Here is a 22,476-nt window from a genome sequence, read left to right as displayed (position 1 = left end):
CCAAAAGTGGCCGTCGTTGCCTGCATGCGAAAGATGATTGTGGTGCTCAATACCATGATCAAGAACCAAGAGCCGTGGCGTGAAAATATGGCTTAATATATGTGATTGACACCACAGTCACTGGTTAAGTTGCCGACCACAGAACGACGACCAAGCCCTGCCAGAACAATGTAACGATAACCCACACCGAGCAACCAACCCAGAGGTAAGTCGGAACTCTATACTGGAAAGCGAACCAACTGCCGACGAGCTGGGCAACAGCAGTAATGCCGACCATCGCACTAATGGATGCGTAGAGTTGACGAGAGGCCGCTTCAAAATCGAAGTACACGCAGAAGTGAACGATACCAAGGATGATCGCTGCGACCAGGACGATGAAGACGGCCAGCTTTCTCCAACTGGCAATATCGTCATTCATCAGTGACTGGCGGATGTTTTGGCACCGAATAATCCTACCCTCCTTGGAAAACATAACATTTTATATTGATCGCTATGATCATTTTGCACGGCTTACTTTCTCTTATCCATTAGTCAAAAACCGTAAAAATATATTATATTCAATGGTCTAGAGGTTATAGGTGTCCGAAGCTCACCCGCAAAAACGATCATCAAGAACGTTTACCCATCGTTCCGGCGACTTTTCGATCACAGTGACCAATTTTCCCCTTAAAACAAAAAAGGCCCGAAGTTCTCACTCCAGGCCTTCTCATCACTCGGCGCAGTCAATCACCTCAACCGCACTTGCTATCGCCGCAAGACAGGCATGTCGCACACCCGTCCATCACGATCACCGCCTTGGTGCTGCACTTGCCGCACATGGTGGCGTTGGCGGGGTAGTCACTGGCCTTTTCGTCGTTCGTGGCAGTGGTGTGGCTGGCTTCGAACTCGGCGCGCTTTTCGGCGAGGATGCGCTTGGTGGTTTCGCTCATTTCCTCGCTTTCCAGCAGGCCGATGGCCTTCAGGTGCTTCTCGATCACGGCGCCGATTTCCGCTACCAGCGAGGGCATGAACACGCCGCCTTTTTTGAAGTAGCCGCCGTTGGGGTCGTACACGCTCCGCAGCTCTTCCACCAGGAAGGTCACGTCGCCACCCTTGCGGAAGACCGCGGAGATAACGCGGGTGAGGGCGATTACCCACTGGAAGTGCTCCATCGACTTGGAGTTGATGAACACTTCGTACGGCTGCCGGCTTTCGTGGTCGGTGTCTTCGTTGAGCAGGATGTCGTTGATGGTGATGTACATCGCGTGCTCGCCGATCGGCGGCTTGATCTTGTAGGTGGTGCCCAGCAGGAAGTCTGGCCGTTCGATGTGTTCGTTCATCTGAACGGGTTTCACTTCCGGCTGCGGGGCCGCCTGTGCCTGGGTGGCGTCGGGGTCGGCTTTCTTGACGCGGTAGCCGACGATCTTGTTGCTGATTTTAACTGTCATGTTCGTAGTCCTTGTCGGTTCCCGGATCAGTACTTGCCGTAAGTGCCTTCTTTGAGGGCGTCGAAGAGGTTGGCGGCGTTGTGGATTTCGCCGTCGTACTCGACCTGTTCGTTACCCTTCAGGGTGACTTTGCTGCCGTCATCCAGGGTGAATTCGTACAGGGTGTTTTCCAGGTCTTTCTCTTTGACCAGTACACCCTGGAACGCCTCGGGGTTGAAGCGGAAAGTGGTGCATCCCTTCAGGCCCATGTCGTAGGCGTACAGGTAGATGTTCTTGAAATCCTGATAGGCGAAGTCTGTGGGAACGTTCGCGGTTTTGGAAATCGAGGAATCTACCCATTTCTGCGCGGCGGCCTGGATGTCTACGTGCTGGGCCGGGGTCACGTCGTCCGAGGTGGTGAAGTAGCTCGGCAGCTTCTTGTCTTCGTCCTCGGAGAAGGGCATGGCGCCCGGGTTCACCAGGTGGCGGTAGGCCAGCAGCTCGAAGGAGAACACGTCGACCTTCTCTTTGGTCTTGCGGCCTTCGCGGATGATGTTGCGCGCGTAGTGGTGCGAGAAGCTCGGCTCGATGCCGTTACTGGCGTTGTTGGCCAGCGACAGGCTGATGGTGCCGGTGGGCGCGATGGAGGTGTGGTGGGTAAAGCGGCCACCTTTCTCGGCCAGCTGTTCCACCACGTCTGGCGCTACCTTGGCGATTTCCTGCATGTAGCGGCTGTACTTGGCGTGCAGCACCTTGCCCTTGAGCTTGTCACCCAGCTTGTAGCCGTCTTCGCTCAGCTGCGGGCACTTGGTCAGCATTTTCGGGGTGATCTCGAACTCGTCGTCCATGATCGGCGCCGGGCCTTTCTCTTCGGCCAGGGCCAGGGACTGGCGCCAGCCTTCCACGGCCATCTCACGGACCACTTCTTCGGTGAACTGCACGGATTCTTCCGAACCGTAGGGCATACGCAGCATGGCGAGGGTGGAACCCAGGCCGAGGATGCCCATGCCGTGGCGACGCTTGTAGGTAATCTCGTGGCGCTGTTCTTCAAGCGGCAGGCCGTTGATCTCCACCACGTTGTCCAGCATGCGGGTGAAGATGGCCACGACCTTGCGGTACTTCTCATAGTTGAAGCTGGCCTTGTCGGTGAACGGGTAGTCCACGAACTTGGTCAGGTTCACTGAGCCCAGCAGGCAGCTGCCGTAAGGGGGCAGGGGCTGCTCGCCGCAGGGGTTGGTGGCGCGGATGTCTTCACAGAACCAGTTGTTGTTCATCTGGTTGACCTTGTCGACCAGGATGAATCCCGGCTCGGCGTAGTCGTAGGTGCTGGTCATGATGGTGTCCCAGATGAACTGGGCTTTCAGGGTGCGGTAGATGCGGCACGCCACCTTGCCTTCGTCGTTCACCACGTAGCCTTCCAGGATGGGGAAGTCGCGGTACACGAACTGGTCCGGGTTGTTCAGGTCCAGGCCTTCTTCTTCCACTTCCTTCTCGGTGACCGGGAACGACAGGTGCCAGTCGTCGTTGTTGCGCACGGCTTCGATGAAGTCTTCGGTGATCAGCAGCGACAGGTTGAACTGGCGCAGGCGGCCGTCTTCACGCTTGGCCTGGATGAAGTCGATGATGTCCGGGTGGTGTACGTCAAAGGTGGCCATCTGGGCGCCACGGCGGCCACCGGCGGACGACACGGTGAAGCACATGCGGTCGAAGATATCCATGAACGACAGCGGGCCGGAAGTGGTGGCGCCGGCACCGGCAACGTACGCGCCACGGGGGCGCAGGGTGGAGAATTCGTAGCCGATACCACAACCGGCTTTCAGGGTCAGGCCGGCTTCATGGTTCTTCTCCAGAATGTCGTTCATGGAATCACGAACGCTGCCGGACACGGTGCAGTTGATGGTAGAGGTGGCAGGCTTGTGGGCTTCTGCGCCAGCGTTGGAGGTAATACGGCCGGCCGGGATGGCGCCGTGCTGAAGGGCCCAGATGAACTCCTTCATGTGCTTGGCGCGGTTGGCCTTGGCTTCCACCTGGGCAAGGGCAGTGGCAACACGCTCATAGGTCGCGTTGATGTCCTTGTCGACGGGCTCGCCGGTTTTGGTTTTCAGCTGGTACTTGCTGTTCCAGATGTCCAGCGAAGCTTCCTGCATTGGAATTGTTGTTATCACTGCCTGTGCCTTAGCGTTCATTGCCACCCTCAATACTCCGGTATGTCTTTTTGATGGCTGCCGGCGATGCCGGTTCCAGCCATACCCCTGTGAATCTGTGTTCAGAACCTGCGCCAGTAAAGGTGCTCTGGCCGGATTGTGCTCTTGTCGAACAAAACCACTAGATGTGGTGTTGGCTGCCGGCGGTGGTTGCCGCCGGAACGGGTCTGAGCGCCCGCTGTATCCGCGCCGCTACAGCTTGGGAGGCTGTCCGGGCCGCCGGGAGTGTTCACCGATGCGACCCTATATATGGGCGTCTTTCGAAGAAGTATAACAGGATATAGTGGTCTGTGAAGAAGGAGACAACTATCGTTTGGGTCTGGTCGGCAAAGAAATTCAATGGATAAAGGCTTGAATCCGCCGAATAGCCGGTAAAACGGGCGTGTAGGCGGTGTGGCCCGATAAACACAATATGTTGTGGTTAAAAAATGTGCAAAAAAATGTCCGGTTAGTTCGCTAAGTCAAGTAATTGTGAACGATGCACGTACCCCTTTAAGACGTGTCGTTAAAGTACGAAGGTGGCGTCGAATACTGCAGTGGCCCACAGGAAGTGACGACTATTATAAAAGGAACATCATAATGAAAGGCCTGAAACACACATTGCTGGCGTTGGGCATCGCGGGGGTGCCTGCCATGGCCGCGGCTGACTTCCAGAGCCTGGAAGACAGTGCCATGGGCAATATCACCGGCCAGGCCGGTGTGACGATTGAGCTGGAAACCAAACTGAACATTGACCGCTTCATCTACACCGATGAAGGTTCCCTGGAGATTAACGATATCTTCGTGGGCGGTGCCAACCGCACGGACATGTTCTCCGAAATGAACCTCAACCTGAACGGTGCGGCCAGCGATCGGCTGGATAATATCCGCATCAACATCGATTTGGCGAATGACGGTGATGCCATCATCAACCTGCTGCCGCTGAGCTTTAACGCGGTCGACGTGCGGGTATCCACCGGCGCCTGGAACCTGACGGGTACCGGCGGCAGCACTACGGTGCTGGATAACTTCAACATGGACATGCTGGTGGGGTCGGGCACCATCCGGGTGGATACCGCCACGGATACGCTCAACTTCCGTACCGACATTGCCATCGATGACATGGATTTCGACGTGCCGTTCCTGGCACTCGGCATCCAAGACTTCCAGCTGACCGGCGCCGACTATGACCTGCAGGCGCCGCAGCCGTTGCGTCTGTTTGCCGCCGTTGAGCTGGACATGTACACCGCTCCGAACTCACAGAACGTCGAGAGCCTGGCGATTGATCTGGCGAATTTCGAGGCGGATATCCGTATCGGTGGGGTGATTGTGGGGGGCACCTCCATTGGCTCCATTGCCATGGATAATCTGGCGATTACCAATACCTCGATGCTGATCTACGGTCACTGAGGTCTTTGCCGGAACGAAAAAAGGGGCCGATGGCCCCCTTTTTTACATTCAGGCTAGCAAGTTTCTACGGTCATCCCAGCAGCAGGCTGTCGTCGTCCACTTCCAGCCCGCGCTGTTTCTCAAACAGCCCCAGCAGGTCTTTCACCTCCAGGCCTTTGCGGTCTTCGCCCTCGATATCGAACACCACCTGGCCCTGGTGCAGCATCACCGTGCGGTCGCCCACTTCCAGCGCCTGTTTCATGCTGTGGGTCACCATCAGCGCCGTGAGCTTCTGCTCCTCGATGATGCGGGTGGTCAGTTCCAGCACGAAGGCCGCGGTTTTCGGGTCCAGTGCGGCGGTGTGCTCATCGAGCAGCAGGATGGCCGACGGAGTGAGGCTGGCCATCAGCAGGCTGACGGCCTGGCGCTGGCCGCCGGACAGCAGGCCCATCTTGTCGCCAAGGCGGTTTTCCAGCCCCAGCTTCAGGGACGAAAGGCTTTCGCGGAACCGCTCCATGTATTCCTTTTTCACGGCGGAGGTCAGGCCCCGGCGCTGGCCGCGTTTGATGGCCAGTGACAGATTTTCCTCAATGCTCAGGCCTTCGCAGGTGCCGGCCAGCGGGTCCTGAAACACCCGCGCCACGCTGGCGGCCCGTTTGTGGGTCGGCAGTTTGGTGACGTCTGTGTTGTCGACGATGATCTTTCCGCTGTCCACCATTACTTCGCCGGCCAGGGCGTTCAGAAACGTGGATTTGCCGGCGCCGTTACTGCCAATCACGGTGACAAACTCACCCTGGTTGACGGTCAGGCTCATGCCGCGCAGTGCGGGGTTTTCCAGCGGCGTGCCTTTGCCGAAGGTCAGTCTGAGATCTGTTGCGCTAATCATGCTGTACCTCTCAGGCCTTTTTGCGGGTGAAGCGGGCGGCGACCGAGGTGCGCACGCCGGGCAGGACAATGGCCAGGGTGACCAGTACCGCGGTAATCAGGTTGAGATCCTGCGCCTGCAGGCCCAGGAAATCCGCGTTCAGGGCAAAGGCGATGGCCAGGCGGTAGATGATGGCACCCACTACGCAGGCGATCAGCGCTTTGATCACGGAATTGGGCGTGATCACCGCCTCGCCGCCGATCAGCGACGCCAGCCCGATCACGATCACGCCGACCCCCATAGTTACATCCGCCGCGCCCTGGCTCTGGGCGAACAGGGCGCCCGCCAGGCCCACCAGGCCGTTGGACAGCGCCACGCCGAGAATGATCATGCCGCCGGTGGCGATGCCCTGGGCCCGGGCCATCCGGGCGTTGGCTCCGGTGGCCCGCATGGCCAGGCCGGTTTCGGATTTCATGAAGCGCCACAGCAGGAACAGGGACACCAGCACCACGATGATGAACAGCAAAACCGGCACCTGATGGTACGCCAGGTTCAGGTCGTACCAGGGCGTGAGCACGGTTTCTTCGGTCAGCAGCGCCACATTGGGCCGGCCCATGATGCGCAGGTTCACCGAATAGAGCGCGATCATGGTGAGGATCGACGCCAACAGGTTGAGGATGTTCAGTTTGACGTTGAGTATCGCCGTCACCGCCCCGGCGGCCATACCGGCCAGGATGGCGGCACCGGTAGCCAGCCACGGGTTCCAGCCGGCAATGATCAGCATGGCGGCAACCGCAGCCCCGAGGGGGAAGCTGCCGTCTACGGTGAGATCGGGAAAGTCGAGCACCCGGAAGGAGAGGTAGATGCCAAAGGCAACGAGGCCATAGATCAGGCCGGTTTCGATGGCGCCGTACAGAGCAATTTCACTGAGCATGGGTAATGATCGCTATAAATAGTACGGGCGGGCCCTTGTGAGGCCCGCCCGTCGTGAATCAGCTGTTACTTATCGCTTTTGACGATTTCCTGGGCATCACTGAGCAGCTCGTCGGACAGGGTAATGCCCATGCGCTCTCCCGCATCCGGGTTGACGAACAGGTTCAGCGCATCAACCGACTCCACCGGCATGGTGGCCGGGGTGGCGCCGTTGAGAATGCGCGCAACCATGCTACCGGTCTGGCGGCCGAGGTCGTAGTAATCAAAGCCCAGGGCGGCGACGGCACCGCGGCTCACAGTGGCGGTATCGGCCGCGAATACCGGAATCTTGGCGCGCTCACCCACGGATACTACCGCCTCGGCGGCGCTGATCACGGTGTTGTCTGTGGTCAGGTAGATGGCGTCTGCCTTGCCCACCAGTGAGCGGGCAGCGCCCAGCACTTCGGAGGTCTTGGTGGCGGCGCCCTTGACCAGGGTCATGCCGCGGGCGGCCAGGCGCTCTTCGAGCAGTTCCACCAAGGCAACGGAGTTGGCTTCACCCGGGTTGTACACAGTGCCGATGTTCTTGGCATCTGGCATGATGCGCTGGAGCAGGTCGATGTGGCGTTCGATTGGCAGCATGTCGGTCACGCCGGTGATGTTCGCGCCCGGTTGCTCCAGGCTGGAAACCAGCTTCGCGCCGACCGGATCGGTCACCGCGGAAAATACCACCGGAATGTTGCGGGCCGCGGCGGCCACGGTCTGCGCAGACGGTGTGGCGATGGCCACAATCACGTCGGGGCCTTCGCCAACAAATTTGCGGGCGATCTGTGAAGCAATCGCGGCGTTGCCCTGGGCGCTTTCGTGCATCAGGCGCAGGTTCTCGCCTTCGGTGTAACCTTCCTCAGCAAGCTCATCCCTGACGCCCTGATGAACCGCGTCCAGTGCGGGGTGTTCAACGATCTGGGTGATGGCAACCACTTTTGGATCTTCAGCCTGTGCCAGCCCGGCCGCGGCCAGCAGCGTTGCACCTATCAGGGTTCTCAGAGTGTTCTTGGCCATACGCCGTTTCTCCCGAGTAAAATGAGCCGTAATTTAAAGGTGCGCAAGTTTACCACAGCAGAAAGCCTTCTGGGGCAGGGTAGGAACCGGGAATAAAACATGAGAAGAGCAATAGTTTTATTGCCATCACGTTTTGACTGAAGCCGGTGTGTTGAAATACGCTACGAAAGTCTAATAAGCCCGCCAAGAGGCCCGGCTCTCGACTAACATCGTTACTCTGGAATAACTCCAATAACAGCAAGCAAGGAAAGGTCCATGGACACATCAAACAAACTGCCACTGGATATGGTCTACTACTGGGAGAAAACCAAGGGCGACTCCCTGTACATGACCCAGCCGATCGGTGACGGAAAGGTGGTGAAATATAGCTGGAAGCGGGCCGCTGACGAAGCCCGCCGGATGGCGTCGTACCTCAAGTCCCTCAACCTTCCGGAGAAGAGCCGGATCGGCATTATATCCAAGAACTGCGCCCACTGGATCATGTCCGACTGGGCGATCTGGATGGCCGGGCATATCTCCGTGCCGCTGTACCCAACACTGAATGCCGACACCGTCAGCTACATTCTTGAGCACAGTGGCTGCGAGCTGTTGTTTGTTGGCAAGCTGGACGACTGGGAAATGATGAAACCGGGCGTGCCGGAGAGCATGCGCTGTGTCTCCTACCCCCTCAGCCCGCCCAACGATTTCGACTCCTGGGACGATCTGGTGGCCAAGTACCCGCCGATGGAAGAGAACACCACCCGCGAAGCCGCCGAGCTGGCCACCATTGTATACACCTCTGGCAGCACCGGCCGCCCCAAGGGCGTGATGCTGAGCTTCCGCAACATGGCCTTTGCTGCCTCTGGCGGCACCCAGGTGCTGGGCGTCGGCTCCGAGGAGCGGATGCTGTCGTACCTGCCGCTGGCCCACGTGTTCGAGCGTACCTTTGTTGAGCTGGGGTCGCTGTACTCCGGTTTCGAGCTGTACTTCGCCGAATCCCTCGACACCTTTGTGCAGGATCTGCAGCGCGCCCAGCCTACGCTGTTCCTGTCGGTACCGCGCCTGTGGGTGAAATTCCAGCACGGTGTGCTGCAGAAACTGCCCAAGCAGAAGCTTGATAAACTGCTTAAGATTCCGGTTGTAAGAGGTCTGATTAAAAAGAAAATTCTCAAAGGCCTTGGTCTGAGCAAAGTGAAGCTGGCCGGCAGCGGTTCCGCGCCGCTGTCCAACGATGTACTGGACTGGTACCGCAGCCTGGGGCTGGAACTGCTTGAAGGTTACGGCATGTCCGAGAACTTCGCCTATTCCCACATGAACAAGCCGGGTCGCTCACGCACCGGTTATGTCGGCGAAGCACTGCCGGGTGTCGAGGTGAAAATCAGTGAGCAGGGCGAAGTGCTGGTCAAGAGCCCGGCCACCATGATGGGTTACTACAAGGACGAAGAGAAAACCCGCGAAACCTTTACCGAAGATGGCTTCCTCAAGACCGGCGACAAGGGCGAGATCGATGAAATGGGTCGCCTCAAGCTGACCGGGCGCATCAAGGAGATCTTCAAGACCAGCAAGGGCAAGTACATTGCGCCTGCGCCGATCGAGAACCGCCTGATGTCCCACGATGCCATCGAAATGGTGTGCGTTTCCGGTGCCAACCAGACCCAGCCCCACGCGCTGGTCATGCTGGGTGAGGAAATCCGCCCGAAGATGGCTGACGAGGCCTTCCGCAAGGAAATCGAGGAAAGCTTCCGGCAGTTGATCACCGATGTGAACAAGACCGTCGATCCCCACGAGCAGCTGGCCTTCATTACCGTGGTCAGTGACGAATGGTCGATTGAGAACAGCTTCCTCACCCCGACGCTGAAACTCAAGCGTAACGTGGTGGAAGACGCCTACCAGGAGAATGTGGATAGCTGGTACGCCAAGCGTCAGCCGGTTATCTGGCAGTAATCGATACAGGGGTATCGATCCAAAAGGCCCGGACTCAGTCCGGGCCTTTTGCGTTTGGTGACACAATGTCTACATAAGTCGCATAGGGCGACAGCGACAGGCGTCCTAAACTGGGGAAAGCAGGAGGTGCTATGACGCAATTAGGCCGTTTCCAGAAACGACTCCACGACGCCATTCCGATTAGCCGTGCATTGGGTCTTGAGGTGATTGACTATGATGGCCGTGCGCTGCTGGTCAGCGCGCCGCTGGAGCCTAATCATAATCATCAGGGTACCGGTTTTGGTGGCAGTGTTTACTCAATAGCGGTTACCGCAGCCTGGGGGCTGATCGAGCTGGCCATCGCCGATATGGGGCTGAAAGGCAACGTATTGGTGCAGAGCGGCAACATCGATTACCTGACACCGGTGGACGGGGATTTCTACGCCCTGTGCCGGTTGCCCGCGGGGGAGGTGCCTGACCGCTTTCGCAAAAGCCTGGCGCGCCACGGCAAGGGCCGCCTGGCGCTGCATGCGGACGTTTATTGTGGTGAACCGACCATGGAGCCCCGGGGGGCGCCGGTGGCAACGTTCCAGGGGCGGTTCGTGGTGCAGGACGCCGGTTCCCGCCCGATTCTCTGATCGTCTTCGAGGTTTTTTCAGCGGCCGACGCTCGCCTCAGGCGATGCTGCGGGTGTCGGAGATCGAGCGGCTCATCAGGATGATGGGTATGATGCCGGCGAGCACGATCACCAGCGCCGGCAAAGCGCTGTGAGTCAGTTTCTCATCCGACGCAAACTGGTAAACGTATGTCGCCAGCGTCTCGAAATTGAACGGGCGCAGAATCAGCGTCGCCGGTAACTCTTTCATGCAGTCCACAAACACCACCAGTGCGGCGGTGATCAGCGTTCCCCGCAGCATTGGCAGGTGAACTTTCACCAGCGTATTGCCCGGCGAGTGCCCGAGCGAGCGCGAGGCCATGTCCATACTCGGGGTGATCTTCTGGAGCGCGCTCTCCACGCTGCCGGCCGATACCGCCAGAAAGCGTACCGTGTACGCGAATACCAGGGCGAAGGCCGACCCGCTGAGCAACAACCCGGTGCTGACATTGAAGGTGTCCCGCATCAACCCATCCAGCCAGTTGTCGAAGCCCGCCAGAGGAATGATCACGCCCACCGCAAGAACGGCGCCGGGCATGGCGTAGCCCAGGCTCGACAGCCGCATCATGATTTGCATGCCACGGGTGTTGTGCAGGCGCCGGCTATAGGCCAGGGTGACGCCGATCAGCAACGTGGTCAGCGCCGCGGTACCGGACAGGAACAGGCTGTTCAGGGTGTTGCGGAAAAACTCCGGGTTCCAGCTCTCATCAAAATACTCCCACGCAAACTGCCCGAGGGTAGCCGCTGGGATAACGAAGCCGAGAATCACCGGGAGGGCGCACACCACAATGCACACAAATTGGCGTGGCCGCGACATGGTGAAGCGACGAATCGGGTCACGGTTGTCCCGTGCCGCAAACTGCTGCTGACGCCGGCGCGAATAGCGTTCGAGGGTTACCAGAATCACCACGAAGATGAGCATGGTGGTGGCAATCTGCGCGGCACCGCCCAGATTGCCCAGGTTCATCCAGGTGTCGAACAGCCCGGCAGTGAGGGTCTGCACGGCAAAGAAGTCGACGGTGCCGAAGTCGTTCAGGGTTTCCATCAGCACCAGTGACAGCCCGACGGCGATGGCGGGCCGGGCAATGGGCAGAACCACCCGGAAAAAGGTGCTGATGGCCGAATGGCCCAGGCTGCGACTGACCGCAAACAGCGAGGGTGACTGCTCCAGAAACGCCGCACGGGCCAGCAGGTAGACGTAGGGGTACAGCACCAGGCCGATCATCAGGGTGGCCCCCTCCAGCGTGCGGATTTCCGGAAACCAGTAATCCCGGGCGCTGTCCCAGCCAAACCAGTCCCGCAATGCGATCTGTACCGGCCCGGCGTAGTCGAGCAAGCTGGTGTACACGTAGGCAATCACGTAGGCGGGCACGGCAAACGGCAGCAGCATGGCCCATTCGAAAAAGCGTCGTCCCGGAAACTCGCACATGGTGACTGCCCAGGCCGTTGCCAGACCAATCACCAGGGTGATGGCCGCCACGCCGAGCATCAGCTTCAGGGTTGTGGTGAGATACCGGGGCAGGGTGGTGTCGAGCAGGTGTGGCCAGATATTCTCATCCGGGAACAGGGCCAGAAAAATAACGGAGAGAACCGGTAGGGCGACTATGGCAGTGGTCAGAGCTGCGGAGACCAGCCAGCGTTTTGAGGTGCGTCTTGCCAGCAGCGGCTGATTCAGCCCGGGGGCTCTGCTGGATGCTGCCTCGGTCATGTGGATCCTTTGGAGTTCTGAAAAAGAGCCACGATTCTAGTCACCTGAGGGGGTAGCTGCAACGAAAAAGGGTGGGCCAGGCCCACCCTTTCCGCATCGCGAGGGCTTTATTCGCCGTCGTAATCCACGCGATCAACCAGTTTCACCGCGGCGTTGCGGTTTTCGGCAATTTCCTGCAGTGACAGGTCGTCCGGGTTGATCTCGCCCCACTCAGCGACCAGGCCGGAAGGCTTCACGTCGGGGTTGGCGGGGTACTCGGTGTTGGCTTCAGCGTAGATGCGCTGGGCCTCGTCTTCCGACAGGAACTCCATCAGTTTGATGGCGTTTTCGCGGTTCGGCGCGCTCTTGGTCAGCGAGATGCCACTGATGTTCACGTGGGTGCCACGGCCTTCTGCGTTCGGGAACACCAGGCGAACCGCTTCGGCGGCCGGGCGCTGGTTTTCGTCGTTCAGCATGTTGCCGTAGTAGTAGCTGTTGCCAATGGCAAGATCGCACACGCCCTCGGCAATGGCCTTGATCTGGTCACGGTCACCGCCCTGGGGCTTGCGTGCCAGGTTGTCCTTGACGCCCTGAAGCCATTCCTGGGTCTCTTCTTCGCCGTGGTGGGCGATCATGGACGAGATCAGGGCAATGTTGTACGGATGCTTGCCGCTGCGGGTGCAGATGCGATCGTTCCACTTGTCGTCGGCGAGTTCTTCGTAAGTGGTGATTTCGCCTTCCTCAACGCGCTCTTTTGACGCAAAAATCAGGCGGCCGCGGGTGGTCAGGGCGAACCATTTGCCATCCGGATGACGGAGGTTTTCGGGAATGTTTTCGGCCAGGGTGTCGCTTTCAACGCCGGCGACCAGGTCGCGTTCCACCAGCTCATTGATGCGGGAAATGTCCACGGTCATAACCACGTCGGCGGGGCTGTTGCGACCTTCGCGCTCCAGGCGCTCAGCCAGGCCTTGCTTGGCGAAAACCACGTTGGCCTTGATGCCGGTCTCTTGTTCAAAGGCGTTGAGCAGAGGCTCCAGCAGGTACGCCTGACGATAGGAGTAGATGTTCACCTCGCCATCGGCGGAAGCGGTGAGTGGCATTACAGACAGCGCCATGGTGGCGGCAGCGGCCAGTTTCATTCGCATAATGTGATTTCCTTTTCCAGGCAGATTATTGATGTAATCGCGACAGAGTATCGGGATGACAGTAAAAACAAAAACTATTCTCATTACTGATCAGCGTACTGTCAAGCAGGCGTTGCCAGTTTTGCCTTAAATGGTGCTATGCTTCGGAAGACTATAAAAACTATGCAAAAAAGTAGTGGATACACAGCTTATGGTTGGCAATGATCGGAGAGAGCACAATCGCACGGCCATGAGTGCCAAAGTAAAGGTGCGTCACGGCACCCAGGGCGAGTTTGTTTTTTCTACCCGCGATATTTCGGATGGCGGGATTTTCATCGTAGTGGAAAGTGATCCATTTGAGCCGACCATTGGCGACCGGGTGGAAGTGCAGGTGCAGGGGCTCCCGGTGCCGGCCCCAATTCTGGAAATGGTAGTGGTTCGACGTACCAACGACGGTTTCGGTCTGCAATTTGCGGATCAATAGCCGGTTTCCCCGCTCCAGGTATGGATAATCACTCCGTCTGAACCGTCAATCCCCAGCAATGAAGCCTGACAAATGACCAATCCAAAGACTGTACGTCGCCTGTTTCTTCCCGCTTTCGTTGTCCTGTCGGTGAGTCTTGGCGGCTGCGCCTCCTATTACAGCCACTACGGTGTGTTCCCGGCCGAAAATTCCGCCGGGGAAGAGCGACAGGTGATGTTGAGCTGGCAGACGGCCGAGTATCCGGACTGGTGGCTGCAGGCTGATCAGTCCACGCCCATTACCGTGACTACACAGTGCAGTAGCCGCTCCTGGCGGATGGCGGATAGCAGTCACCAGGAGCCGGGCGCCTGCGCAGACGGAATCCGGGCCTGTGGCAAACCGGGCCAGGATCTGATTGCCGCGACCGGGGAGCCGGCGGGTGAGGGCACTGCCTGCCTGTCGGTACAGCCGGATGGCGGCGTCAACCAGGTGACGGACATTGGCCAGTCACTGATGTTGCTGGTGTCCTGTCGTCCTGCACGAACCACCAGGCAGGCGGGAGACGAAGAAGAAAACATTGATTACCTGCGGGCCTCGGCGGTGCCCTACAAGGTCTACATCCGCAAAGCGCCCCGCGGCGCGCTCAACGGGCGTCCGCCAGCCATGGACGATTCGATGTGTGACGCTGAGTGACACTTTTGTACCAGAAGTGTGCGTAGCGTCACGTTGCTACAATTTGTTGCTCCATGATAGAAAGCGTTACGCCCTGTAGCTTTCGGGTTACCTCGCACTACAAATATGTAATGGACTCTATCAGCGAAGTCGTCAGAATAGTGATTATCGATTGCTGTAAGAGTTGAGGTGCACCGTGGGCGTTCGTCAGAAGAAAATCGCCGTACATGATCTGGAAATCGGCATGTTCGTGTCCGATCTGGACCGGCCGTGGCACCAGACTCCGTTCCCGATTCAGGGATTCCATATCCGTTCCCAGGACGATATCCGCTCCATTGTCTCTCACTGCAAATGGGTGGTGATTGATGTCGCGGAAGTGCGTGAAAAAATCGACGCTGAGAAAACCTCCGCTACGGTGTTCGGTCAGCGGGCACGCAAAGCCGGCGGTCATCGTGAGGTTATTCAGCTTCCGCCGCTGCACATTCGCGAGCCGGTCACCTATGAAACGTCGACCACGCTGAAGAAGGAACTCAAGGTCTCGAAGATGGTCCTGGAAGACGCCGAGACCGCACTTCAGCGGGTCTTTGACACGGTCAAACGGCGCGCAATCCCGGATCTGCGGGAGGTGGCCGGTGTTACCCGGAAGATGGTTGCCAGTGTGGCCCGCAATCCTGACGCGCTGCTGTGGCTGAGCCGTACCCGCCAGCACGATGATTTCATATACCGTCATGCTATGAGCACGGCAGTCTGGGCTCTGGTATGCGGTCGCGAGCTTGGCCTGAACGAAGGGTTGCTGAACCACCTTGGTCTTGGTTGCCTGTTATCTCAGGTGGGTAAGATCGAGCTCCCGGTGACGATGCTGGAAAATGAAAGCAAGCTGAATTCCGAGGATTTCGCGCATTACCGGGGTTACGTGGACCGTGGCGTGGCCATGCTGGAAGATTCCGGTGTGTCCCGCGCAGTCATCAGTGTGGTGCAGGGGCATCGCGAGCGGCACAACGGCTCTGGTTTTCCCGAAGGCATTCGCGGTGACCGGATTCCGCTTCTGGCCAAGATTGCCGGGTTGGCGGAGTATTTTGAAACCCTGATCGGCCCGCGGGAGACGTCGGAACCCATGACCCCGGCCAGGGCGGTCAATTTGCTGTTCGACATGCGTAATATCGAGTTCCAGGAAGATCTGGTCGAGAAGTTTATCCAGGCGGTGGGCATTTACCCTACTGGCAGTCTGGTGCAACTGAATGACGGCCAGCGAGGCATTGTGGTGTCGCACTCACCGTCACGCCGGTTGTGGCCAAGGGTGATGGTCATGACGGACCAGAACCAGCAGCCGCTGAAAGCGGCCAAGGTGATTGATCTGGCCAGTTACAACGCGGATAGAGAAGCAGGGGAGACGCTGTCGATCGCCGAATGCCTGCCCCACGGCACCGAAGGGCTGAATCCCGAAAATTACGATGTCACCGGAACGGAATCCCGCTGGAATCTTGCCCGACTGGTCGGCGCCTGATTCGTCAGGACCGATCAGCGAATGGTCACCCTCAGGGTTTTACGCAGCCAGCGATACGTGTCGTCAGGACGGAAACTGATCACGATTTCCGCCTCGCCCCCTGGGTTCCCGGTGACGAAATACTCCACGCTGGCTGACTGCCAGTCAAAGCTGTGAACCACAACGTCCTGAGTGCGGGTACTGATCGCCTCAATCTGCGCCAGTTCGGTGTCGCCGTCTACCTTCCTGACTTCAACGCTCTGGATCTCGGTGGCTGAGGCGGGATAGGTTGCGGTCGCATCGTCCAGATAGTACCGATTGCCGTAAACCGTGGTGATCGCGTTCAGCTCACGGGTCAGGTAGTCTTCGGCCGCTTCCCGATCAAAGTCATCCAGGGTGCGAGCGGCTTCAAGAATCCTGTCCCGCTTGTTCTGCAGATCTTCCTGGTATTGCACGCCCGGCTCCACGTCTTCGTCATCTTCCGGTCTTGGCGGCAGTGCGTCTATTTCCGCCTGAGTGGGCGGCTCCTCGCACAATTCGTCATCTTCGGGGTAAAAGCAGATGGCGGCCAGCAGCTGGTTGGCGGGTGATGCCGCAGGTTCTGTTGCGGAACCGGTGTGGGCAAAGGCTTCTTCACTGACGGTAAAGTCGATGGGGGCGGTCAGGTTGGGCAGTGCCGCGTTGATCTGGCTGATGACCCGCTCGCGATACTCGAGCCCCGCGTTGTCCTGCAGATTTTCCTCCCAGTTCAGCGCCAGCATCAGGCGCGTCAGGTTGATCAGCGCGTTGTCGCTGAGCACCGCCTGTTCGGTCAGGGTGTGGGTACGCAGGCCCTCATCGTCGGTGCTTGGGGTGTCAAGTTTGCTGCGGGTGGCCGCGAAAAACTCCAGCGGGGTGACGAACTCTTTTGCCGGAACGCCCGACGCCAGCTCCAGGTCACCTACGCTGAAGCTGACGGTTTCCCCCGGGTAATACTCGAAGTGGCCCCGGGCATCGGTCTCGCCGGTGCGGCTGGCGGTGGTGTAGCTGAGCCCACTGACGCCATTGGCGTTCAAAGAGCCTGTTCGGGTGTCGTCGTCGCTTCCGCCGCCCCCGCTGTCGAGGCAGCCAGACAAGGAGAGCAGGACGGCCAGTGGCAGGGCAACTCGTAGGAGGTGAACGGGTCTCATGGTCTTGCGTACATTCCCTGGTCTGTCGGCCGGTCACACAAGGGCATTGAGCTGCGCCCGGCCTTTTGTAAGTTGTTGTAACCGGCATTATAGGGAGGCCACCTCGGGGATATCGGGATTCCTGTCGCAGTTTGGTGTTTTTCATGCAGGCACCAGAATGCTGGCCAACACTTGAAAATTCCCGGGTTGCCACAACCTTAGGGACTTCAGCTTCAACGGATCGCGACACTGACGTGCCAGTGGGCGCGACAAGTCATTATTCTGGGTGGTTTATGACCAATGCATTGGAGATAGAGGGTCTGATAAAAACCTACGGCGATGGGTTTCAGGCGCTCAAGGGTATTGACCTGAACGTCCGCGAGGGCGACTTTTTCGCCCTGCTGGGACCGAATGGCGCCGGCAAATCCACCACGCTGGGGATCGTATGCTCGCTGGTGAACAAGACCGCCGGCAAGGTTCGCGTCTTCGGTTGCGACATCGATACCCACCTCTCCGACGCCAAACTGAATCTGGGTGTGGTTCCCCAGGAATTCAACTTCAACCAGTTTGAGAAAGTGTTCGACATTGTCACCACCCAGGCCGGGTACTACGGTATTCCGCTGAAACAAGCCAAAATTTCTGCCGAGAAGTACCTGCGTAAACTGGGTCTGTGGGACAAGAAAGACACCCCGGCCAGAATGTTGTCCGGTGGCATGAAACGCCGGCTGATGATTGCCCGGGCGCTGGTGCATGAGCCGAAACTGCTCATTCTCGATGAGCCCACCGCAGGCGTGGATATTGAGCTGCGGCGTTCGATGTGGACGTTTCTCGAGGAAATGAACCGCGAAGGCACCACCATTATTCTGACGACCCATTACCTTGAGGAGGCGGAAGCCCTGTGCCGCAACATCGCGATCATCGATCACGGGCGCATCCTCAAACACACAAGCAAACGTGAGCTTCTGCAACAGCTGCACATTGAAACGTTTGTGCTGGACACCGAATCAGCGCTGACAAACGCGCCGCAGCTGGACGGCTTTCCATGCAGGCTCGACGACGAAGGCGCACTGGAGATTGACGTTGAAAAGGGGCAGGGCCTCAACCGGGTGTTCGTGCAACTGGAAGCGCTGGGAATCAAGGTGACGAGTATGCGTACCAAGGCCAACCGTCTGGAGGAGCTGTTCATCCGCATGGTGGAAGAAAACGCGGCGGATGCCCGGGGAGGTGAGGTATGACACCCCACGCGATGTTCACGGCATTTAACACCATCGTGGTGCGGGAGGTGCGGCGTTTTACCCGCATCTGGCCGCAGACGCTGTTGCCGCCGGCGGTGACCATGACGCTGTACTTTATTATTTTCGGCAACCTGATCGGCTCGCGAATTGGCGACATGGGCGGGTTCGACTATATGGCCTTCATCGTCCCGGGCCTGATCATGATGGCGGTGATTACCAGCTCCTACGCCAACGTGGTGTCTTCCTTCTTCTCCATGAAATTCCAGCGCAGCATCGAAGAACTGCTGGTATCGCCGGTGCCTGACTGGATCATCCTCGCCGGTTACGTCTGCGGTGGTATGGCGAGGGGGCTTGGCATCGGCCTGATCGTGACCTTACTGTCACTGGCGTTTACGCGGCTGGATATTCATAACCTGCCCATGGTGATTGTCACGGTGTTTCTGACGTCGGCGCTGTTTGCCCTGGGCGGTTTCATCAACGCGATGCTGGCCACCAAGTTCGATGACATTTCCATCGTACCGACGTTCGTCCTCACGCCGCTGACGTACCTCGGCGGGGTGTTCTACAGCATCAGCCTGCTGCCGGATTTCTGGCAGGGCGTGTCGATGATCAATCCCATTCTGTACATGGTGAACGCCTTCCGTTTCGGTATCCTTGGGGTTTCCGATGTGAATCCTTTCGTGGCACTGGGTATGATTCTGGTGTTTATCACGCTGCTTTCCGCCATCGCACTGCGTATGCTCAAGCGCGGCAAAGGCATTCGTCACTAATTCCGATTCCTCAGGCAGGTTGTACCATGGCATTGAACGAGGCCCCCCTGGGCAAAACCAGTGAATACCCGGATCGCTACAACCCGGAGTTGCTGTTCCCGGTGGCCAGGGATGAGAATCGCCGGCGCATCGGGCTGGCTGATGGCCGCTGGCCGTGGTTCGGCGAGGACCTTTGGCAGGCCTGGGAAGTATCCTGGCTGCGCGCGGATGGGGTGCCGGCTGTTGCCTGGGCGGAAATCCGTTTTCCTGCGGCGTCGCCCAGTATTATCGAGTCGAAATCCCTCAAGCTGTATCTGAATTCGCTCAACCAGGCGGTGTTCACCTCGCCGGAGCAGGTGGCCGAGGTGGTTACGCGTGACCTGTCCAGCGCCAGCGGAGCGGCGGTCCAGGTAACCATGCTGAGCGTGGACGAGGGTGATAGGGCGGAAGGCCGCCCAACGGGATTCGACCTGATTGACGGCGAGACACTGGGCGATGTGACCTATCATTACGCCCCGGAATCCCTGGCAACGGAAGCGGGCGACATCGTTACCGAAAGCCTCTGCTCCCATCTGCTCAAGAGTAACTGCCCGGTCACCGGTCAACCCGACTGGGCCACGCTGATGATCCGATACTCCGGGCCGAAGATAAGCCGCAAGGGATTGCTGCGTTACGTTGTCAGTTTTCGGCAGAAGCAGGATTTTCACGAACACTGCGTGGAAACGGTATTCACCGACATCATGAGCCGGTGCGCGCCGGAAAAACTGTTCGTGTGTGCCCGTTATACCCGGCGCGGAGGGCTGGATATCAACCCCTGGCGCAGCACGGAGCCCGGGGACGGGGCCGGCGCACGACTGATCAGGCAGTAACAATGTAAAACGCGTCGGGCGGATGATGCCTAGCGGATTTCTTCTTCCTGCCGCAGCCGATCGGCGGCGTCTTCAAGGGCGGTGAGGATCGCCTTGCGCTCACGTTCAGTGATCTTGTCGGAGTCCAGGTACATGGCGAAGCCGCTGTGCTCGTGCTCCAGGAAGCTGCGGTTGGGCCCCATGTCACGGCGGAAATCCACCACTTCGTAGATTGGTACCGGTTTGCCAAAGCCTTTCACGGTAATCTCGCCCTTGTCCCGGCACATGATGCGGTCCTTGATCAGCGAGAAGGTTTCGTAGGAAACCAGAATCTCGCCGGGCTCGGCGAGGGATTCCAGGCGGCTGGCCAGGTTCACTTCCTTGCCGATGATGGTGTAGTCCATGCGGTTTTCAGCGCCGAAGTTGCCCACCGTGGTGTAGCCGGTACTGATGCCCATGCGGATTTCCAGCGGCGTTTTGATACCCTGGCTGCGCCATTTCTGGCGCATGATCTTCATGTGCTTACGCATTTCGATGGCCATGGAGACGCAGGCAAAGGCGTCCTCCCGCTGGCCGCGACTGGTGGGATCCCCGAAGAACACCATAATGGAATCGCCGACGAACTTGTCGATGGTGCCGCCGTACTTCAGCGCGACCTCGGACATGCCATTGAAGTAATGGTTGAGCAATTCGGTCAGCGCCTCGGGTTCCATTTCTTCCGACAGCTCGGTAAACCCTTTGATGTCCGAGAAAAACACCGCCAGTTTCTTGCGCTGGGTTTCCAGGCGCACGTCCCGCTCGCCGGTAAAGATCGACTGCCAGACCTGGGGCGACAGGTATTTGGAGAGCTTGTGCGAGAGCGCGATGGATTGCTCCCGCTGGTTCTGGATCTGGGTTTTCGCCATCATCAGGGCGCGGGCCTGTTGGTGGGAGTAGAAGGCGGTCACACAGATATACAGGCCGGTCGCCAGGATCGATAAGATGCTGGTCAAAAGCGGAGCCTGAAAATTGTCTGCAGGGCCACAGATCGCCAGCCCGACGGACAGTGTCGTGAACATGAAAACCGTGCCGAACAGCCATTGCCTGAGCCCGCCGATGATCAGGCAGCTGAACATCAGCATCAGCATAACCGACACCGACGGAATGGCGACCAGGCCGATGGCGCCCACAAAGGCACCGCCAATGAGGCAATCCACAATCAGCATTTTCTGGCGGATGCGGGGAGAATTCCTGAGGAACGTGCGCCGGGTCAGCAGGTGGGCAACGTGGGGCCAGCCCAGTGCGCCGGCGATGGTGTACATAAACCACTGGGGGAAGGCGCCCTGTATCACGCCGGCTGCGATAATCATCGCGGTAGCCGTGTAGGCCAGAATACGACCGTTGTAATCCGGCATGGGCGGTATGGCAATGGGGTTATTGTGCCCGTCCGTCACGGCCGCCTTGCTGGCGCTCGTGCTGACAGTGCGCAGATCCACCGGAGCACTCATCATGTCAGAAACGGATCCGTCCGATGAGCATGTCGCGGAACATCACCCAGTCTCCCATCAGGCTGTACAATGGGTATTTGAACGTGGCCGGGCGGTTTTTCTCGAACACAAAGTGACCTATCCACGCGAACCCGTAACCGATAACAGGAAGCAGAAGCAGCCAGGCGAACTTGCCTGTGGTCAAAGCGTACAGGGCGACAATAATCACGAGCAGGCTGCCGGCAAAGTGCAGCCTTCGACAGGTCACATCACTGTGCTCTTCCAGATAGTAAGGATAGAATTCGGAAAAGTTGCGGTAAGCGCTCTGGTCACTCATGGTTCAGTTACCGGCTCATTGTTGGTTTTGTTAGCAGTCGGACTACGACTAAAGGTTAACAGTAATACAGGAAAGCCACAATTCAGGAATTTTCACCCCACCCGACAACAGGATCGCGGCACTCTATGACTGCAGTAATTGATTTCCTGCTACAGCGAAAATCCGAACCACGCCTGCAAGCCCCGGGGCCAGACGCCGACACCCTGGACAAGGCCTTCCAGTGTGCGGCCAATACGCCGGATCACGCCTTACTCAGGCCCTGGCGCTATCTGGTTGTGGAAGGTGCCGGGCTGGAGGCGCTGGGGGAGTTGTTCGCGTCTACGTGCGGGGAGGGCAGCAGCGAAAAAGAACGCGAGAAACTCCGGCTTGCGCCCTTGCGCGCCCCCATGATCATAATTGGCATTGCCAGCCATACGCCGCACCCCAAAGTCCCCGAAAGCGAACAGGCTTTCTCGGCAGCGGTCGGTATGGGGCATCTTTCACTGGCGCTGCAGGCGGCCGGTTTCGGTGTGATGTGGCGAACCGGCGGCATCGCCTACCATCCCGACGTGATGGCGGGTCTTGGGCTTGCCGAAAACGAACAGATTGTCGGTTTTCTCTACACCGGTACCGCGGCAAGCGAAAAACCGCCCGTACCGCGGCCCTCTGTTTCGGAGTTCGTCGATCGCTGGCCCCGCTAGCGGCCCGGGCGAAACGGCAGGGGAAAGCGTTTGCCGCTTTCGCTGCCGTTCGCCGCTTATATTGCCTTCCTAACCCGCTGTTCTCTCGATAATCCCCTGAAACCCCCTGTAAACCGGCCCTTCCGAAAAACTGGCACTGAGGTTGCTTTGTCTACTCCAAAGAGGTGAACCGGCAAACCGATGCACAGCCGGTCCCAAGGTTCTGGAGGC

The 22,476-nt window shown here is 58.6% G+C and carries 21 protein-coding genes; 10 read left to right on the top strand and 11 right to left on the bottom strand.

Annotated features, from left to right (window positions below):
• Positions 1 to 124: 124 nt before the first annotated feature.
• The 3 genes from DYI22_RS02370 to DYI22_RS02360 all read right to left on the bottom strand — a co-directional run bounded on the left by DYI22_RS02370 (position 125) and on the right by DYI22_RS02360 (position 3,592).
• Entirely contained in the window at positions 125 to 418 is a 294-nt protein-coding gene (locus DYI22_RS02370) for a hypothetical protein (protein WP_213476410.1), read from the bottom strand.
• A gap of 313 nt (positions 419 to 731) precedes the next feature.
• A complete protein-coding gene (locus tag DYI22_RS02365) occupies positions 732 to 1,427 on the bottom strand; it encodes an NrdJb (protein ID WP_213476409.1) in 696 nt (231 codons plus the stop codon).
• 26 nt (positions 1,428 to 1,453) lie between these two features.
• Entirely contained in the window at positions 1,454 to 3,592 is a 2,139-nt protein-coding gene (locus tag DYI22_RS02360) for an adenosylcobalamin-dependent ribonucleoside-diphosphate reductase (RefSeq protein ID WP_213476442.1), read from the bottom strand.
• A gap of 597 nt (positions 3,593 to 4,189) precedes the next feature.
• Here DYI22_RS02360 and DYI22_RS02355 point away from each other — a divergent pair.
• On the top strand, positions 4,190 to 4,999 hold the full coding sequence (locus DYI22_RS02355; RefSeq protein WP_213476408.1) for a DUF6160 family protein: 810 nt from the start codon (positions 4,190 to 4,192) through the stop codon (positions 4,997 to 4,999).
• A 70-nt stretch (positions 5,000 to 5,069) separates the two neighbouring features.
• On the opposite strand, the gene DYI22_RS02350 is transcribed toward DYI22_RS02355, so the two are convergent.
• The 3 genes from DYI22_RS02350 to DYI22_RS02340 form a co-directional block, all read right to left on the bottom strand.
• Positions 5,070 to 5,864: an ABC transporter ATP-binding protein gene (locus DYI22_RS02350; protein WP_213476407.1), complete on the bottom strand. Its 795-nt coding sequence runs from the start codon at positions 5,862 to 5,864 to the stop codon at positions 5,070 to 5,072.
• Between the two features lie 10 nt (positions 5,865 to 5,874).
• Positions 5,875 to 6,777: an ABC transporter permease gene (locus tag DYI22_RS02345; RefSeq protein ID WP_213476406.1), complete on the bottom strand. Its 903-nt coding sequence runs from the start codon at positions 6,775 to 6,777 to the stop codon at positions 5,875 to 5,877.
• Positions 6,778 to 6,842: 65 nt separating this feature from the next.
• Complete coding sequence (locus DYI22_RS02340) at positions 6,843 to 7,817, bottom strand: ABC transporter substrate-binding protein (protein ID WP_213476405.1); 975 nt, start codon at positions 7,815 to 7,817, stop codon at positions 6,843 to 6,845.
• A gap of 255 nt (positions 7,818 to 8,072) precedes the next feature.
• Between DYI22_RS02340 and DYI22_RS02335 the strand changes: the two genes are divergently transcribed.
• Together DYI22_RS02335 and DYI22_RS02330 are read left to right on the top strand one after the other, a co-directional pair.
• On the top strand, positions 8,073 to 9,740 hold the full coding sequence (locus tag DYI22_RS02335; RefSeq protein WP_213476404.1) for an AMP-binding protein: 1,668 nt from the start codon (positions 8,073 to 8,075) through the stop codon (positions 9,738 to 9,740).
• Between the two features lie 131 nt (positions 9,741 to 9,871).
• Positions 9,872 to 10,357 carry a thioesterase domain-containing protein gene (locus DYI22_RS02330; RefSeq protein ID WP_213476403.1) on the top strand — a complete coding sequence of 162 codons (486 nt, stop codon included), beginning with the start codon at positions 9,872 to 9,874 and terminating at the stop codon, positions 10,355 to 10,357.
• Between the two features lie 36 nt (positions 10,358 to 10,393).
• Here DYI22_RS02330 and DYI22_RS02325 read toward each other — a convergent pair whose 3' ends face one another.
• Both DYI22_RS02325 and DYI22_RS02320 read right to left on the bottom strand, forming a co-directional pair.
• Complete coding sequence (locus DYI22_RS02325) at positions 10,394 to 12,082, bottom strand: ABC transporter permease (RefSeq protein ID WP_213476402.1); 1,689 nt, start codon at positions 12,080 to 12,082, stop codon at positions 10,394 to 10,396.
• Between the two features lie 107 nt (positions 12,083 to 12,189).
• Positions 12,190 to 13,206, bottom strand: a complete 1,017-nt coding sequence (locus DYI22_RS02320; protein WP_228300740.1) for a Fe(3+) ABC transporter substrate-binding protein — start codon at positions 13,204 to 13,206, stop codon at positions 12,190 to 12,192.
• Between the two features lie 190 nt (positions 13,207 to 13,396).
• On the opposite strand from DYI22_RS02320, the gene DYI22_RS02315 reads away from it, so the two are divergent.
• The 3 genes from DYI22_RS02315 (at position 13,397) to DYI22_RS02305 (ending at position 15,824) form a co-directional block, all read left to right on the top strand.
• Positions 13,397 to 13,669 carry a PilZ domain-containing protein gene (locus DYI22_RS02315; protein WP_213476401.1) on the top strand — a complete coding sequence of 91 codons (273 nt, stop codon included), beginning with the start codon at positions 13,397 to 13,399 and terminating at the stop codon, positions 13,667 to 13,669.
• Between the two features lie 72 nt (positions 13,670 to 13,741).
• Entirely contained in the window at positions 13,742 to 14,341 is a 600-nt protein-coding gene (locus DYI22_RS02310; protein WP_213476400.1) for a hypothetical protein, read from the top strand.
• Positions 14,342 to 14,516: 175 nt separating this feature from the next.
• Positions 14,517 to 15,824 (top strand): HD-GYP domain-containing protein, encoded by a 1,308-nt coding sequence (locus DYI22_RS02305; protein ID WP_213476399.1) that lies wholly within the window; start codon positions 14,517 to 14,519, stop codon positions 15,822 to 15,824.
• Positions 15,825 to 15,838: 14 nt separating this feature from the next.
• Here DYI22_RS02305 and DYI22_RS02300 read toward each other — a convergent pair whose 3' ends face one another.
• Entirely contained in the window at positions 15,839 to 16,972 is a 1,134-nt protein-coding gene (locus tag DYI22_RS02300; protein ID WP_213476398.1) for an organic solvent ABC transporter permease, read from the bottom strand.
• 272 nt (positions 16,973 to 17,244) lie between these two features.
• On the opposite strand from DYI22_RS02300, the gene DYI22_RS02295 reads away from it, so the two are divergent.
• Genes DYI22_RS02295 through queF form a run of 3 tightly spaced genes read left to right on the top strand, consistent with a single transcriptional unit; the run spans position 17,245 to position 19,804 of the window.
• Positions 17,245 to 18,186 carry an ABC transporter ATP-binding protein gene (locus tag DYI22_RS02295; RefSeq protein ID WP_213476397.1) on the top strand — a complete coding sequence of 314 codons (942 nt, stop codon included), beginning with the start codon at positions 17,245 to 17,247 and terminating at the stop codon, positions 18,184 to 18,186.
• Entirely contained in the window at positions 18,183 to 18,956 is a 774-nt protein-coding gene (locus DYI22_RS02290; protein WP_213476396.1) for an ABC transporter permease, read from the top strand. The genes DYI22_RS02295 and DYI22_RS02290 overlap by 4 nt, the downstream gene beginning before the upstream one ends.
• A 26-nt stretch (positions 18,957 to 18,982) precedes the next feature.
• Complete coding sequence (queF, locus tag DYI22_RS02285; protein ID WP_213476395.1) at positions 18,983 to 19,804, top strand: NADPH-dependent 7-cyano-7-deazaguanine reductase QueF; 822 nt, start codon at positions 18,983 to 18,985, stop codon at positions 19,802 to 19,804.
• Between the two features lie 29 nt (positions 19,805 to 19,833).
• Here queF and DYI22_RS02280 read toward each other — a convergent pair whose 3' ends face one another.
• The gene (locus DYI22_RS02280; RefSeq protein WP_213476394.1) at positions 19,834 to 21,273 is read right to left on the bottom strand and encodes an adenylate/guanylate cyclase domain-containing protein; all 1,440 of its coding nucleotides are present in this window, start codon (positions 21,271 to 21,273) and stop codon (positions 19,834 to 19,836) included.
• A gap of 1 nt (position 21,274) precedes the next feature.
• On the bottom strand, positions 21,275 to 21,586 hold the full coding sequence (locus DYI22_RS02275) for a DUF962 domain-containing protein (RefSeq protein WP_213476393.1): 312 nt from the start codon (positions 21,584 to 21,586) through the stop codon (positions 21,275 to 21,277).
• A gap of 125 nt (positions 21,587 to 21,711) precedes the next feature.
• On the opposite strand from DYI22_RS02275, the gene DYI22_RS02270 reads away from it, so the two are divergent.
• The gene (locus tag DYI22_RS02270; protein WP_213476392.1) at positions 21,712 to 22,266 is read left to right on the top strand and encodes a nitroreductase family protein; all 555 of its coding nucleotides are present in this window, start codon (positions 21,712 to 21,714) and stop codon (positions 22,264 to 22,266) included.
• Positions 22,267 to 22,476 lie beyond the last annotated feature (210 nt).

Source organism: Marinobacter lipolyticus (genome assembly GCF_018424605.1).
GTDB lineage: Bacteria > Pseudomonadota > Gammaproteobacteria > Pseudomonadales > Oleiphilaceae > Marinobacter > Marinobacter lipolyticus_B.
This window is presented reverse-complemented; position numbering and strand designations above follow the sequence as displayed.

Coding starts and splice junctions, on each gene's coding strand:
- DYI22_RS02300 (WP_213476398.1), bottom strand. CDS start 16,972: ATGAGACCCGTTCACCTCCTACGAGTTGCCCTGCCACTGGCCGTCCTG.
- DYI22_RS02370 (WP_213476410.1), bottom strand. CDS start 418: ATGAATGACGATATTGCCAGTTGGAGAAAGCTGGCCGTCTTCATCGTC.
- DYI22_RS02335 (WP_213476404.1), top strand. CDS start 8,073: ATGGACACATCAAACAAACTGCCACTGGATATGGTCTACTACTGGGAG.
- DYI22_RS02275 (WP_213476393.1), bottom strand. CDS start 21,586: ATGAGTGACCAGAGCGCTTACCGCAACTTTTCCGAATTCTATCCTTAC.
- DYI22_RS02290 (WP_213476396.1), top strand. CDS start 18,183: ATGACACCCCACGCGATGTTCACGGCATTTAACACCATCGTGGTGCGG.
- DYI22_RS02310 (WP_213476400.1), top strand. CDS start 13,742: ATGACCAATCCAAAGACTGTACGTCGCCTGTTTCTTCCCGCTTTCGTT.
- DYI22_RS02365 (WP_213476409.1), bottom strand. CDS start 1,427: ATGACAGTTAAAATCAGCAACAAGATCGTCGGCTACCGCGTCAAGAAA.
- DYI22_RS02315 (WP_213476401.1), top strand. CDS start 13,397: ATGGTTGGCAATGATCGGAGAGAGCACAATCGCACGGCCATGAGTGCC.
- DYI22_RS02320 (WP_228300740.1), bottom strand. CDS start 13,206: ATGCGAATGAAACTGGCCGCTGCCGCCACCATGGCGCTGTCTGTAATG.
- DYI22_RS02360 (WP_213476442.1), bottom strand. CDS start 3,592: ATGAACGCTAAGGCACAGGCAGTGATAACAACAATTCCAATGCAGGAA.
- DYI22_RS02270 (WP_213476392.1), top strand. CDS start 21,712: ATGACTGCAGTAATTGATTTCCTGCTACAGCGAAAATCCGAACCACGC.
- DYI22_RS02330 (WP_213476403.1), top strand. CDS start 9,872: ATGACGCAATTAGGCCGTTTCCAGAAACGACTCCACGACGCCATTCCG.
- queF (WP_213476395.1), top strand. CDS start 18,983: ATGGCATTGAACGAGGCCCCCCTGGGCAAAACCAGTGAATACCCGGAT.
- DYI22_RS02280 (WP_213476394.1), bottom strand. CDS start 21,273: ATGATGAGTGCTCCGGTGGATCTGCGCACTGTCAGCACGAGCGCCAGC.
- DYI22_RS02340 (WP_213476405.1), bottom strand. CDS start 7,817: ATGGCCAAGAACACTCTGAGAACCCTGATAGGTGCAACGCTGCTGGCC.
- DYI22_RS02345 (WP_213476406.1), bottom strand. CDS start 6,777: ATGCTCAGTGAAATTGCTCTGTACGGCGCCATCGAAACCGGCCTGATC.
- DYI22_RS02355 (WP_213476408.1), top strand. CDS start 4,190: ATGAAAGGCCTGAAACACACATTGCTGGCGTTGGGCATCGCGGGGGTG.
- DYI22_RS02350 (WP_213476407.1), bottom strand. CDS start 5,864: ATGATTAGCGCAACAGATCTCAGACTGACCTTCGGCAAAGGCACGCCG.
- DYI22_RS02295 (WP_213476397.1), top strand. CDS start 17,245: ATGACCAATGCATTGGAGATAGAGGGTCTGATAAAAACCTACGGCGAT.
- DYI22_RS02325 (WP_213476402.1), bottom strand. CDS start 12,082: ATGACCGAGGCAGCATCCAGCAGAGCCCCCGGGCTGAATCAGCCGCTG.